This window comes from Mesorhizobium sp. M0500 (genome assembly GCF_040321165.1).
In the GTDB taxonomy this organism is placed as follows: domain Bacteria; phylum Pseudomonadota; class Alphaproteobacteria; order Rhizobiales; family Rhizobiaceae; genus Mesorhizobium.
The window spans coordinates 154,507-168,335 of the sequence record NZ_JAMYRB010000007.1 but is presented as its reverse complement, the minus strand read 5'-3'; the positions used below and the strand labels follow the sequence as shown (position 1 = coordinate 168,335).

The window sequence follows — 13,829 nt, the reverse complement described above, 5'->3', positions numbered from 1 at the left end:
ACGAATCCATTTGATAACGACCTCGTCGCGGCGGGGACAAACAAGGTGACCTATGACCAACAAAGCACTTTTTGAGCCTTATTCTCTCGGCTCGCTGACGCTCTCCAATCGTATCGTCATGGCGCCCCTCACGCGCAATCGCGCTGGCCTGGGCTTCGTTCCGGGCGATCTTGCCGCCGAGTATTACGGCCAGCGGGCCTCCGCCGGCCTGCTGATCTCCGAGGCCACGCAGATCTCGCGGCAGGGACAAGGTTACCAGGACACGCCCGGCATCTATTCTCAGGCTCAGATCGACGGCTGGCGAAAGGTCACGACCGCGGTGCACGCCAAGGACGCGCGGATTTTCCTGCAGCTCTGGCACGTCGGCCGCGTCTCGCACGTCGATCTGCAGGAGAACGGCGCCGCGCCTGTCGCGCCCTCGGCAATCCGGGCCGCGACCAAGACGTTCGTGAACAACGGCTTTGTCGAGGTTTCGGAGCCCCGCGCGCTGGCGCTCGACGAGCTTGCGGGGATCGTCAACGATTTCCGGCAAGCAGCCGCGAACGCCATTGAGGCCGGCTTCGATGGCGTCGAGATTCATGGCGCCAACGGCTATCTGCTGGACCAGTTCGCCAAGGACGGTGCCAATGTCCGCACGGATGCTTATGGCGGATCGGTCGAGAACCGCGCCCGGCTGATGCTGGAGGTTGCGACTGCGGTGGTCGAGGAGATCGGCGCAGAGCGCACCGGCATTCGGATTTCGCCCGTCTCGCCCGCCAACGGCGTCTCGAGCAGCGCCCCCCAGGCGCAGTTCGACTATATCGTCGATCAACTCGATGCTTTGGGCATCGTCTATATCCATGTCGTCGAGGGCGCCACGGGCGGATCGCGCGATGTCGCGCCGTTCGACTTCGGATCGCTCCGCCGGCGCTTCAACAATACCTATATCGCCAATAACGGCTATGACCTCGAACTCGCGGCGTCGCGGCTCGCCGAGGGCAAGGCGGACCTCTTCGCCTTCGGGCGCCCGTTCATCGCCAATCCCGACCTTGTGGAACGGCTGAAGACGCGCACGCCGCTGACGGAGTTCAACTCGGCGACGCTCTATGGCGGCGGCTCCGCTGGCTATACCGACTATCCCGCGATCGCCGCCTCAAGCCGCCCATGAGCTATCGGAGGGCGGCGCCTGCGAGGCAGCCATCCCACGTGACAGCAGCGCCTCAGGGCATCTCTCTGGCGCTCCGCTCGAACTGGTGTCCAAACCCAGGGATTCAGGAGGGCCATGGAGGGCTATAGCATAGACGTTAGCTGCTCTGGTCCGCCCAGGACCAGCCAGGCGAGATTCGTAGCACGTCGTACGTTCGCTTTACAGGCGCAAGCGGACCCGTTCACCGTGATTTCGACTGTCGTGAATGGGTCAGATCGCGTCGATGCATGGGGGCGCCTGAACGTCCGCTTCTCACATTCCAAGCCGCCAAGCCGCAAGTCCGCTTCCGGCCCCGAACAAGACGTTCATCGAAGCGCCGCAGAACGTCCGCTATTTGCGCTACCTGCTCGTTCCGATCGATGAGACGAATGGCATCTCGGCCATTCTCGGGAGCTAGCTGATTAACCTCGGCGGTGATTCCGAACCGAAGGTCAGCGCCGCAAGATGAAACCGGTTTCGGAAAAGATCTAACAGGAAGTGCCGGGCCCTGGTCAGACCGGCCGCACCAGAACGTGCTTCTTCTTGCCGAGCGACAGTTTCGCGACGTTTTCCGGGCCAAGGTCCTGCAGCGTCACCATCCTGCGATCGTCGGAAACTGGCTGGTCGTTGAGGCGCACGGCGCCGCCCTGGATATGCCGCCGTGCCTCGCCGTTGGACACAGCCAGCCCGGCGGTGACGAACAGCGACAATATGCCGACGCCGGCTTCAAGATCGGCCCTGCCCACCTCGACGGTTGGCAGTGTTTCGGCCAGCGCCCCTTCTTCGAACGTCTTACGCGCCGTTTCGCTGGCCTCCTCTGCCGCCTCGCGGCCATGCAGCATGGCGGTGATTTCGGTGGCGAGGATCTTCTTGGCTTCGTTGATCTCCGAGCCGCCGAGCCGTTCGAGGCGTGCGACCTCGGCGAGTGGCAGGGTCGTGTAGAGCTTCAGGAAACGGCCAACGTCGGCATCCTCGGTATTGCGCCAGTATTGCCAGAACTCGTACGGGCTCAGCATCTCCGCATCGAGCCAGACCGCGCCCGAGGCCGACTTGCCCATCTTGGCGCCGGAGGAGGTGGTGAGCAGCGGCGTCGTCAGCGCATAAAGCTGCGCGCCTTCCATGCGATGGCCGAGATCGATGCCGTTGACGATGTTGCCCCACTGGTCGGAGCCGCCCATCTGCAGCCGGCAGCCGAGGCGCTTGTAGAGCTCGACGAAGTCGTAGGCCTGCAGGATCATGTAGTTGAATTCCAGGAACGACAGCGACTGCTCGCGCTCCAGCCGGAGCTTGACCGAATCGAAGGCCAGCATGCGGTTGACCGAAAAATGCCGGCCGACATCGCGCAGGAAATTGACGTAGTTGATGTCCATCAGCCAGTCGGCATTGTTGATCATGACGGCGTCGTTGGGGCCGCCGGCAAATTTGAGGTAGGGCGTGAAGTTGCGGCGGATGCCGGCGAGATTGTCCTCGATGTCCTGCGGCGTCAAAAGCTTGCGCGCCTCGTCCTTGAACGACGGATCGCCGATCATCGAGGTGCCGCCGCCCATCAGCGCGATCGGCCGGTGGCCGGTCTGCTGCAGCCAGTAAAGCATCATGATCTGGATCAGCGACCCGGCATGCAGGCTCCTGGCGGTGGCGTCGAACCCGATATAGGCGCTCACCGTTTCCGTGGCGAAAAGCTGGTCGAGGCCGGCATCGTCCGAGGTCTGGTGGATGAAACCGCGCTCGCTCATCGTGCGCAGGAAATCGGATTTGAAGGCGGACATTTTCTTTCCCGAAAGGCTTCCGGCCGAACGCGGCTCGGGTGTGCATGAAGGCGGGCGTTTAGCACTCAAGCGCGATCAGCAAAAGTGGAATCCGGTTTTGCGACACCCTCTTGCCTTCTCCCCTCGTGGGAGAAGATGGATTGGCGCGCAGCGCCAAGGCGGTTGAGGGGTGTTGGACGGAGTGCCGTCGTTGCCAAGCTGGAACACCCCTCATCCGACCGCGCTTCGCGCGGCCACCTTCTCCCACAAGGGGAGAAGGGAGAACCCCAAGCGTGCGGCCTGCTTGCGTCATCGTTTCGGCTGGCGTAATGAGGCGCCGCCAACGGGTTTCATCCGCTGGACCGCGCGGCATCGATCGAATGCCATATCCTGTGACAGAGTCGAGATGCCGGAGATATCCATCGTCATTCCTTGCCGGAACGAGGCGGCGAACCTGCCGCTTCTGCTCGACGAGATCGGCGCCGCGATGGCCGGGCGCGACTTCGAGGTCATCGTCGTCGATGACGGCTCGACCGACGATACCCCTTCGGTGCTCGCCGCCCAGGCAGCGCTTCGCGCGTTCCCGCTGCGCCATCTCAGGCATGCGAAATCCGCCGGCCAGTCGCTCTCGGTGCGCTCGGGCGCCTGGGCGGCGCGCGGCGATATCGTCGCCACCATCGACGGCGACGGCCAGAACGACCCCGGCTACATCCCAGTGTTGATCGACGCGTTGCGGCAGGCTGGTCCCGAAGTCGGGGCCGCGCAGGGACAGCGTCTGAAGCGCCGCGACAGCAAGATCAAGCAACTGGCGTCGCGTTTCGCCAACGGGCTGAGAAAAGCCATCCTGCACGACGAGACGCGGGATACCGGCTGCGGCCTCAAGGCGATCCATACCGACATTTTGAGGAAATTGCCGTTCTTCGACGGCACCCACCGCTTTGTTCCGGCGCTGGTCATCCAGGAGGGCTACCGCGTCGTCCATTGCGACGTCGTCGATCGCTCCCGCCGTCACGGCAAATCGAATTACGGCATCTTCGATCGCGGCCTGCAGGGCGTGCTTGATCTTGCCGGCGTCTGGTGGCTGCGCCGCAGGCGCCGCAGAATGCCCAAAGTAGAGGAAATCAGGCATGGGTAACGTGCTTCAGGAATTGGCGACCTGGCTTCACGATGTTTTCGTCAAGCAATTCGATGCCTGGGTTCTGCTCGGCTTCGTCGCCCAGTTCTTCTTCACCATGCGCTTTCTGGTGCAGTGGGTGGCGTCGGAAAAGGCCAAGCGCAGCGTCGTGCCGATCGCCTTCTGGTTCTTTTCGCTGTTCGGCGGCGGCCTGCTGCTGATCTACGCCATCCAGCGTCAGGATCCGGTGTTCATCGCCGGCCAGGCCATGGGCCTGTTGATCTATATCCGCAATCTCTGGCTGATCGCCAACGAGCGCAAGGCGGCGATGACGAAGGTCGATTGAGCCCTCGACCGGCCTGAAACCGGTCGAGCAAGCAATCCAGATTACTGGCCGTCCAGCCCGCCGTAGGACCTTACCAGCCGGACCATATCGGCCGAATCGGCAGTCTCGCTCTCGAGCCCCTCGGCGACACCGACGCGGTCGGCGGCCGGGCGGTTCTGGCTGACTTTCCATTTGCCGCTGATTTCGGTGATTTCGATCTCCAGGCCGACGATGCCTTTGATCTGCGACTGGATGAAGGGTGCCGGCGCGTCGGTCACCGCCCACGGCGCCGAGCGGCTGCCCTCCTGCGACATCGTCAGATCGGAAATCTGCTCGGCCAGCCAATCCTGGTCTTCGATCACCGTGACGATGCCGCGCACCTGGACGATGGCGTAGTTCCAGGTCGGTACCACCTTGCCGGTTTCACGCTTGGTCTCGTACCAGGACGGCGTCACATATGCATCGGCGCCCTGGAAGACGACCAGCACCCGCGCCAGGGGATTGTCGGCCAAAAGCCGCCATTGCGGATTGGCTTTGGCCAAATGGGCGCGAAGCCTGCCGTTCGGCGGCACATCCGCGTCTAGAAGAAAGGGAATCGCGTTGGCGACCGGCCCCTCGACGCCGTTCGACACCAGCAGGCCAAGCGGATGCGCCCGGATCAGCCCGTGCAGGACGTCCGGCCGTGTTTCCTGGAAGTGAGGCGGTTGGTACATCGCCGATTATCTCAGCCGCTTCGGCCGTGGGTCGGACAGTTCCCCGGCCAGCCGGCGATCCAGATAGTCCGCGCATTCCTCGATCAGAAGCTCCGCATGGTTGGCAAAGAAATGGTTGGCGCCGGGCAGGGTCTTCTGGGTGATGGTAATGCCCTTTTGCGTGTGCAGCTTGTCGACCAGGCCCTGCACGTCCTTGGGCGGCGCGACCTTGTCGGCGTCCCCATGGATGATCAGGCCGGACGACGGGCATGGCGCCAGGAACGAGAAATCATAGGTATTGGGCTGCGGCGCGACCGAGATGAAGCCCTCGATCTCCGGCCGGCGCATCAGAAGCTGCATGCCGATCCACGAGCCGAACGAATAGCCGGCAACCCAGCAACTCTTGGAATCCGGATGCAGCGACTGCACCCAGTCGAGCGCCGCGGCGGCGTCGGACAATTCGCCGGTGCCGTGGTCGAACTCGCCCTGGCTGCGGCCGATGCCGCGGAAATTGAAGCGCAGCGTGGTGAAATTGCGCTTCTGGAACATGTAGAAGAGGTCGTAGACGATCTTGTTGTTCATCGTCCCGCCGAACTGGGGGTGCGGGTGCAGGACGATGGCAATCGGCGCGCTCTTTTCCTTCGAGGGCTGATAGCGACCCTCCAGACGGCCGGCCGGACCGGTGAAAATGACCTCAGGCATGAAATACTCCACTTGGTATAAATTTGCGCGGCGCCCGGAACAACTCTTCCTCTGGCCCCAGTCTTCCTCTGGCCCCAGTCTTCCCTAGGCCCCAGTCTTCCCTAGGCCTTGACGCAGGGCGAGCGTCTTTCTAGAAGCTAGTTTAGAATTGTTCAAAACTGGGCGGCCAAAAATTGTGGCTCGGCCACCCGCGCCGCAAGCCGCGTAAATAGGACGTCTTGCCTTGCAATTTCAAGGAAATAACGCGCTATCTTCGCGGAACGGCTTTTGAAGGGACCAGTTGGACGGAAATGGCCGGAGCACGCGCCTACCTCGACTACAACGCCAGCGCGCCGCTGCTTGCCTCGGCGCGCGCGGCGGTGGTGGCTGCGCTCGACGTTGCCGCCAACCCGTCCTCGGTTCATGCCGAGGGCCGCGCTGCACGGCGGCTGATCGAGAACGCCAGGCGCGACGTGGCGCGACTGGTCAACGCCAGGGCCGAGCATGTCGTATTCACCTCCGGCGCGACGGAAGCGGCCTCGACGCTGCTGACGCCGGACTGGCAGATGGGGCGCGGCGCTGTCCGTATGAGCCGGCTCTATGTGTCCGAGGCCGATCATCCTTGCCTGCTGAACGGCGGGCGCTTCCCAGCGGCGCAGGTGACACGGATCGGCGTCGACGCCGACGGCGTCGTCAGGCTCGACGTTTTGGCCGAGGCTCTCGTCCAGCATGACAAGGTCGAAGGCTTGCCGCTGGTGGCCATCCACGCTGCCAACAATGAAACCGGCGTGATCCAGCCGGTCGGCCGCATTGCCGAAATCGTCAAGGCGGCGGGTGGCATCCTGGTTGTCGATGCCGTGCAGGCGGCCGGCCGCATTCCGCTCGATATGTCAGCGGGTTACGCAGACTATCTGATTCTCTCGTCGCACAAGATCGGCGGCTCAAAGGGCGTCGGCGCCATTGTCGCGGCGTCGGACCTGATGATGCCGAAGCCGCTGGTCAGCGGCGGTGGCCAGGAAAAAGGCCATCGCGGCGGCACCGAAAACCTGGCGGCGATTGCCGGGTTTGGCGCGGCGGCGCGCGAGGCGTCTGCCGGCTTGCAAACGATCGAAACGGTGCGGCAGCGTCGCGACGAAATCGAGGCGATCGTGAAAACGCTTGTTCCGGACGCCGAAATCTTCGGGATCGGCGCGCCAAGGCTTGCCAATACGACATTCTTCGCTATTGCCGGCATCAAGGCCGAGACGGCGCAGATTGCCTTCGACCTGGCCGGTGTGGCGCTGTCGGCTGGATCGGCCTGTTCGTCGGGCAAAGTAGGGCCGAGTCACGTGCTGAAAGCCATGGGTTATGGTGACGGCCTCGGCGCGTTGCGCGTGTCCGTCGGCCACGCGACCAGCGCTGAAGATATCGAGCTGTTCCGTTCGGCGCTGGCGACGATCGTCGCGCGCCAAGCCGGTAAGGAAAAGGCAAGCAGGGAACGAGCCGCCTGAGCGCGGCAGACGAAATGTAGGGCCTTGCGGCCTGGTAGAGCCGTGCGTTCGCATTTGGCCGGGTGAATTTCCGGCATGAACGCACTATATGAAACTTACGCCGCCTCCGGTGCCTGATGGGTGCTCGTTTGCGGTGCCATAGTTTGAAAACTGCCGGGCCTTGACCCCGGCGTGGATGGAGAACGCTGATGCCTGCTGTGCAGGAGACGATCGATCGAGTTCGAAAGATCGATGTCGACCAGTATAAATACGGATTCCAGACCGAAATCGCGATGGACAAGGCCCCCAAGGGCCTGAGCGAAGACATTATCCGCTTCATTTCGGCGAAGAAGGACGAGCCGTCCTGGATGCTGGAATGGCGCCTGGAAGCCTATCGCCGCTGGCTGACGCTGGACGAGCCGAAATGGGCGCGCGTCCACTATCCCAAAATCGATTTCCAGGACCTCCACTATTACGCCGCGCCCAAGAGCACGCCCGGGCCGACTTCGCTCAGCGAGGTCGATCCCGAACTGCTGAAGGTCTATGAGAAGCTCGGCATTCCGCTCAGGGAACAGGAAATCCTCGCCGGCGTGCAGAAGACCGATGCGTCGGAGCTCGAGGAAGCCAGCGACAACGTCTACAAGTCGGGCCGCGTCGCCGTCGATGCGGTGTTCGATTCCGTCTCTGTCGTCACCACTTTCAAGAAGGAACTGGCGCAGGCCGGCGTCATCTTCTGCTCGATCTCGGAAGCCATCCGCGAGCATCCGGAACTGGTGAAGAAATATCTCGGTTCTGTCGTGCCGACCTCCGACAATTTCTACGCAACGCTGAATTCGGCCGTGTTCACCGACGGTTCGTTCGTCTTCGTGCCCAAGGGCGTGCGCTGCCCGATGGAACTGTCGACCTATTTCCGCATGAACGAGAAGAACACCGGCCAGTTCGAGCGCACGCTGATCATCGCCGAGGAGGGGGCTTACGTCTCCTATCTCGAAGGCTGCACGGCGCCGCAGCGCGACGAGAATCAGCTTCATGCCGCGGTGGTCGAGCTGATCGCGCTCGACGATGCCGAGATCAAATATTCGACGGTGCAGAACTGGTATCCCGGCGACGCCGAAGGCAAGGGCGGCATCTACAATTTCGTCACCAAGCGCGGCGACTGCCGCGGCCATCGCTCGAAGATTTCGTGGACGCAGGTCGAGACCGGTTCGGCCATCACCTGGAAATATCCGAGCTGCATCCTGCGCGGCGACGATTCCAGCGGCGAGTTCTATTCGATTGCCGTGTCGAACGGTTATCAGCAGGTCGACAGCGGCACCAAGATGATCCATCTCGGCAGGAACACGTCGAGCCGCATCATCTCCAAGGGCATTGCCGCCGGCTTCTCGCAGAACACCTATCGCGGCCAGGTCTCGGCGCACCGCAAGGCGACCAACGCCCGCAACTTCACCAATTGCGATTCCCTGCTGATCGGCGATCAGTGCGGCGCACACACCGTGCCCTACATGGAAGCCAAGAATTCGACCGCGCAGTTCGAGCACGAGGCCACCACCTCGAAGATTTCCGAGGACCAGAAGTTCTATGTCATGCAGCGCGGCATTCCGGAAGAAGAGGCGATCGCGCTGATCGTCAACGGCTTCGTCAAGGACGTCATCCAGCAACTGCCGATGGAGTTCGCGGTCGAGGCGCAGAAACTGATCGGGATCAGCCTCGAGGGGAGCGTTGGGTGAGTGACGATGAGGCAGAGGACGGTCCGCCGTTGGTCGCACGCGTTCACCAGTTTGACAGGCATTCTGGTGAGCTAGCCGACAACTATCGGGCCGACCTCGATGAGCAGATTTGCGGAGAATTGGCAACGTCGCTCGGGAACTACCTTCGAAGCTTTGCTGCCGAAAGGAAAGTTGTCGTCAGGATCGAAGTCGAAGCCAACCGAATTAGCGCTGGGCGCGAAGACGGCACGGAGTTGATGATCACCGTCTACGGCCCTGAGATTTTTGAAATCACCAGGTGGCCGAATCCCGCCGACGCCGTCGAGGACGGAAGTATGCGATTTGACTTGGCACCTGAACTTGAAAGCGACGTCGCCGTTGCCCTAGCTCGGCGATATGTAGTTAACGGAACGATAGAGCAAGAGAATGCTTGAAATCAGAAACCTCCATGCCCGTATCGTCGACGACGGCACCGAGATCATTCGCGGCCTGAATCTTTCGGTGAAGGCCGGTGAGGTCGCCGCCATCATGGGGCCGAACGGCTCGGGAAAATCGACGCTGTCCTATATCCTTGCCGGGCGCGAGGATTATGAGGTCACCGAGGGCGATATCCTCTACAACGGCCAGTCGATCCTCGAAATGGATCCGGCCGAGCGCGCCACCGCCGGCATCTTTCTCGCCTTCCAGTATCCGATGGAGATACCGGGCGTGGCGACGATGGAATTCCTGAAAGTGGCGATGAACGAGCAGCGCAAGGCGCGCGGCCAGGAACCGCTGAAGATCCCGGAATTTCTCAAGCGCGTGAAGGAAGCGGCGGCCTCGCTCAACATGGACATGGCGATGCTGAAGCGGCCGCTCAATGTCGGCTTCTCCGGCGGCGAGAAGAAGCGTGCCGAGATCCTGCAGATGAAGCTGCTCGAGCCAAAGCTCTGCGTGCTCGACGAGACCGATTCCGGTCTCGATATCGACGCGCTGAAGATCGTCGCGGACGGCGTGAACACGCTGCGCTCGCCGGACCGGGCCATCGTCGTCATCACCCATTACCAGCGCCTGCTCCAATACATCGTGCCGGATACGGTGCACGTGCTCTACAGGGGTCAGGTGATCAAGTCGGGCGACAAGTCGCTGGCGCTCGACCTCGAGGCCAATGGCTATGCCGGCGTGATCGGGCAAGCCGCGTGAGATGCCAGCAGGCCCGGAAGGCAAGCCAAATAAGGCGATACTGATGAATATGCACACGACACCCCAGCGAACATTGGCCGAAACGGCGCTGATCGACGCCTTTGGCGAGCGGCTGTCGCTGCTGCCCGGCGACGGCGCGGTGATGCTGAAGCGCGACGACGCCATCGAGGCGATCAAGGGCGGCCTGCCGACGCGGCGCGTCGAATCCTGGCATTATACGGACCTGCGCCGGCTGCTGACTTCGGTGCCGGACTTCGATCCGGCAGCGGTCGCGAAAGCCATTGCGCCGATCGTCGAAGGCTCCAGCGTTTTACCGGTGCTGAACGGCGTTTCGAGCGCGAAATGGGCTGTTGTCGAGGGCGTCACGGTACAGCGCCTATCGGAGAAGCTGACCGACGGCAGCATCGCCCCGGGGCTGGATTCCTATGGCAGCGACGATGCCATCGGCGCGCTCAACACCGCCTTTGTCGCCGACGGCTATTTCGTCGACATCGCCGACGGTGCCCAACTGGACAAGCCGGTCGAAATGCAGAATTTGCAGGCCGGTGGACAGACGCATGTACGCTTGGCCGTCCGCGTCGGTGCCCGCGCCAACGCTGTTATCGTCGAACGCCAGGCGGGCGAGGGGGCGGCACTGGTCAGCTCGGTCAGCCAGCTTGTGCTTGGCGAGGGCGCCGAAGTGACATGGCTGGTCGTGCAGGAGCAGCCGGATACGGCGACGCATCTCGCCCAGTTCAAGGCGCATCTCGGTAAGAATTCGAAACTGACGCTGTTCGTCATGAATGCCGGCGGCAAGCTGGTGCGCCAGGAGGTCGTTGTGAAGACGACCGGCGAGGGCGCCGAATTCACCCTGCGCGGCATCAATCTGCTCGCCGGCGACACCCATACCGACGTCACCATGGTGCTCGACCACGCCGTGCCGCACACAGCCTCGACGGAAGTCATCCGCAATGTGGTGACCGGCAGCGCGCGCGGCGTCTTCCAAGGCCGCATCAATGTCCACCAATATGCGCAGAAGACCAACGCCAAGATGGCCTGCAACACGCTGCTGTTGTCGGACGACGGCGAGTTCTCGACCAAGCCGGAGCTCGAAATCTTCGCCGACGACGTCGTCTGCGGCCATGGCGCGACCGTCACCGAGATCGACCACAGCCATCTGTTTTACCTGATGGCGCGCGGCGTCGACGAGAAGACCGCGCGCGGCCTGCTGGTCAAGGCCTTCGTCGCCGAGGTGATCGAGGAACTGGACGACGAGGCCATCGTCGAGGCGCTTGAAGCGAGACTCGACGATTGGTTTTTGACGCACGGGTAGAGGTGACTGAGGGGTTGGTGCCAACACCCCTCATCCGTCGCCTTCGGCGCCACCTTCTCCCACAAGGGGAGAAGGAGAGGCGCTCTTCCTTCTCCCCTTGTGGGAGAAGGTGGCCGAGCGAAGCTCGGTCGGATGAGGGGTGCTGGACGGAATGAGGCGGTGCCTCGAGAGAGCTTGTGATGGACCAGAAAGTCGAAAACATCCCCTACGACGTCGAGGCGATCCGCCGCGACTTCCCGATCCTGTCGCGGCAAGTCTACGGCAAACCGCTGGTCTATCTCGACAATGGCGCCTCGGCGCAGAAGCCACAGGCGGTGCTCGACGCCATCCAGCACGCCTATTCCCAGGAATATGCCAACGTCCATCGCGGCCTGCATTTCCTGTCGAATGCCGCGACCGACGCCTATGAGAAGGCTCGCGAGACGGTTCGCCGTTTCCTCAATGCGCCGAGCACCGACAACATCGTCTTCACCTCGAACACCACGGCGGCGATCAACACGGTCGCCTATGGTTTCGGCATGCCGAACATCGGCGAAGGCGACGAGATCGTGCTCTCGATCATGGAGCATCATTCCAACATCGTGCCGTGGCATTTCATCCGCGAGCGGCAAGGCGCCAAGCTGGTCTGGGTGCCGGTCGACGATCTCGGCGTCTTCCACATCGAGGAATTCGAAAAGCGGCTGACCGACCGCACCAGGCTCGTCGCTATCACGCATATGTCGAATGCGCTGGGCACGGTGACGCCGATCAAGGAGATTGTGCGCATCGCGCATGCCCGCGGCATTCCGGTGCTGGTCGACGGCAGCCAGAGCGCCGTGCATATGCCGATCGACGTGCAGGACCTCGACTGCGATTTCTTCGTCTTCACCGGCCACAAGGTTTATGGCCCGTCGGGCATCGGCGTGCTCTACGGCAAGAAGGATATTCTGGAGCGCATGCGCCCGTTCATGGGCGGCGGCGAGATGATCGAGGAGGTGACGCAAGACATCGTCACCTACAACGATCCGCCGCACCGTTTCGAGGCCGGCACGCCGCCGATCGTCCAGGCGATCGGGCTGGGTGCCGCGCTCGAATACATGGAAAACATCGGCCGCGAGCGCATCGCCGCGCACGAGGCCGATCTGAAGGATTATGCGCATCAAAAACTGCGCGCCATCAACTCGCTGCGCATCTTCGGCGATGCGCCCGGCAAGGGCGCCATCATCTCGTTCGAGCTGCAGGGCATCCACGCGCATGACGTGTCGATGGTCATCGACCGGCAGGGCGTGGCGGTGCGCGCCGGCACCCATTGCGCCCAGCCGCTGTTGAAACGCTTCGGCGTAACATCCACATGCAGGGCATCGTTCGGCATGTATAATACCAGGGCTGAAGTCGATGCTTTGGCCGATGCGCTGGAAAAGGCGCGAAAGTTCTTCGGGTGACGATCATGGATGATGCCAGCCACACCGCCGAAAGCACGGCACTGGATATGACCACCAATGCGGCGGTTTCCGGGTCAACGATTCCCGCCGACGAACTGGCGCGGCTGACCGACGACATCGTCTCGGCGCTGAAGACGGTCTATGACCCGGAAATCCCGGCCGACATCTATGAGCTCGGCCTGGTCTACAAGATCGACATCGAGGACGACCGCTCGGTCAAGATCGACATGACGCTGACCGCGCCGGGCTGCCCGGTGGCTGGCGAAATGCCGGGCTGGGTCGAAAACGCCGTCGGCGCCGTCGAAGGCGTCTCCGGCGTCGAGGTCAACATGACCTTCGACCCGCCCTGGTCGCCCGACCGCATGTCGGAAGAGGCGCAGGTGGCGGTTGGGTGGTACTAGCATCCGACCAGCCAGAGGCTGGCGCACTTGCGCCGGGTACAAAACTTCACCATTTTAGGTGAGGAATCATTCGGCAGGCCTTGAACCTGCGCGCATGGAGAAGGAAAACATGGGACGCTTCGCCGTCATCACGATGACCGAAAAGGCCGCCGACCGGGTTCGCGAGATCGTTGCGACCCGTGAGAATGCGCATGGCATTCGCCTTGGCATCAAGAAGGGCGGCTGCGCCGGCATGGAATATACGGTCGATCTGGTGACCGAACCCAATACCAAGGACGACCATATCGAGCGTGACGGCGCCCATGTCTATGTCGCGCCGGAGGCGGCCCTTTTCCTGTTCGGCACCGAGATGGATTTCGAGCAGACGACGCTGCGCACCGGCTTCACCTTCCGCAATCCGAACCAGAGCTCGGCCTGCGGCTGCGGCGAATCGGTCGAATTGAAGCCGGCTGATCTGAAGGCACTGGCCGAAGCACGCGCTTCGGCCTGAGAATTTTCTTTTCCTTAGTAGGATTTCGCGAGACCCCCTCATCCGGCCGCTTCGCGGCCACCTTCTCCCCGAGGGGAGAAGAGGTCGCGAACGGTTGAGCCAGTCTCTTCTCCCCAGCGGGGAGAA

General features: G+C 62.5%; 14 protein-coding genes. 11 read left to right on the top strand and 3 right to left on the bottom strand.

All coding sequences use genetic code 11. From position 1 onward, the window contains the following. Window positions 1-52 precede the first annotated feature (52 nt). Window positions 53-1,147: an alkene reductase gene (locus tag NKI70_RS15840; RefSeq protein WP_352700512.1), complete on the top strand. Its 1,095-nt coding sequence runs from the start codon at window positions 53-55 to the stop codon at window positions 1,145-1,147. Window positions 1,148-1,677: 530 nt separating this feature from the next. On the opposite strand, the gene tyrS is transcribed toward NKI70_RS15840, so the two are convergent. Then, complete coding sequence (gene tyrS, locus NKI70_RS15835; protein WP_352700511.1) at window positions 1,678-2,931, bottom strand: tyrosine--tRNA ligase; 1,254 nt, start codon at window positions 2,929-2,931, stop codon at window positions 1,678-1,680. Between the two features lie 385 nt (window positions 2,932-3,316). On the opposite strand from tyrS, the gene NKI70_RS15830 reads away from it, so the two are divergent. Beyond that, a complete protein-coding gene (locus NKI70_RS15830; RefSeq protein ID WP_352575977.1) occupies window positions 3,317-4,045 on the top strand; it encodes a glycosyltransferase family 2 protein in 729 nt (242 codons plus the stop codon). Then, window positions 4,038-4,370, top strand: a complete 333-nt coding sequence (locus tag NKI70_RS15825; RefSeq protein ID WP_023674681.1) for a lipid-A-disaccharide synthase N-terminal domain-containing protein — start codon at window positions 4,038-4,040, stop codon at window positions 4,368-4,370. The genes NKI70_RS15830 and NKI70_RS15825 overlap by 8 nt, the downstream gene beginning before the upstream one ends. 41 nt (window positions 4,371-4,411) lie before the next feature. Here the strand turns inward: NKI70_RS15825 and NKI70_RS15820 are convergent, their stop codons facing one another. Continuing rightward, the gene (locus NKI70_RS15820) at window positions 4,412-5,062 is read right to left on the bottom strand and encodes an FMN-binding negative transcriptional regulator (protein WP_352700510.1); all 651 of its coding nucleotides are present in this window, start codon (window positions 5,060-5,062) and stop codon (window positions 4,412-4,414) included. 6 nt (window positions 5,063-5,068) lie between these two features. Then, window positions 5,069-5,743: an alpha/beta hydrolase gene (locus NKI70_RS15815; protein ID WP_023674683.1), complete on the bottom strand. Its 675-nt coding sequence runs from the start codon at window positions 5,741-5,743 to the stop codon at window positions 5,069-5,071. A gap of 290 nt (window positions 5,744-6,033) precedes the next feature. Here NKI70_RS15815 and NKI70_RS15810 point away from each other — a divergent pair, with 290 nt between their 5' ends. The 8 genes from NKI70_RS15810 to sufA all read left to right on the top strand — a co-directional run bounded on the left by NKI70_RS15810 (window position 6,034) and on the right by sufA (window position 13,703). Further along, window positions 6,034-7,212: a cysteine desulfurase family protein gene (locus NKI70_RS15810; protein ID WP_352700509.1), complete on the top strand. Its 1,179-nt coding sequence runs from the start codon at window positions 6,034-6,036 to the stop codon at window positions 7,210-7,212. Between the two features lie 188 nt (window positions 7,213-7,400). Further along, on the top strand, window positions 7,401-8,918 hold the full coding sequence (gene sufB, locus NKI70_RS15805) for a Fe-S cluster assembly protein SufB (protein WP_352458429.1): 1,518 nt from the start codon (window positions 7,401-7,403) through the stop codon (window positions 8,916-8,918). After that, window positions 8,915-9,331: a hypothetical protein gene (locus NKI70_RS15800; RefSeq protein ID WP_023674686.1), complete on the top strand. Its 417-nt coding sequence runs from the start codon at window positions 8,915-8,917 to the stop codon at window positions 9,329-9,331. The genes sufB and NKI70_RS15800 overlap by 4 nt, the downstream gene beginning before the upstream one ends. Further along, a complete protein-coding gene (gene sufC / locus NKI70_RS15795) occupies window positions 9,324-10,079 on the top strand; it encodes a Fe-S cluster assembly ATPase SufC (protein WP_352458427.1) in 756 nt (251 codons plus the stop codon). The genes NKI70_RS15800 and sufC overlap by 8 nt, the downstream gene beginning before the upstream one ends. A 43-nt stretch (window positions 10,080-10,122) precedes the next feature. After that, complete coding sequence (gene sufD, locus NKI70_RS15790; protein ID WP_352637793.1) at window positions 10,123-11,391, top strand: Fe-S cluster assembly protein SufD; 1,269 nt, start codon at window positions 10,123-10,125, stop codon at window positions 11,389-11,391. 179 nt (window positions 11,392-11,570) lie between these two features. Next, window positions 11,571-12,812, top strand: coding sequence for a cysteine desulfurase (locus tag NKI70_RS15785; protein WP_352700508.1), 1,242 nt, complete (start codon window positions 11,571-11,573; stop codon window positions 12,810-12,812). A 5-nt stretch (window positions 12,813-12,817) separates the two neighbouring features. Further along, window positions 12,818-13,213, top strand: coding sequence for an SUF system Fe-S cluster assembly protein (locus NKI70_RS15780; protein ID WP_352458424.1), 396 nt, complete (start codon window positions 12,818-12,820; stop codon window positions 13,211-13,213). Between the two features lie 109 nt (window positions 13,214-13,322). Continuing rightward, a complete protein-coding gene (gene sufA / locus NKI70_RS15775) occupies window positions 13,323-13,703 on the top strand; it encodes a Fe-S cluster assembly scaffold SufA (RefSeq protein ID WP_006206001.1) in 381 nt (126 codons plus the stop codon). The last annotated feature ends 126 nt before the right edge of the window (window positions 13,704-13,829 follow it).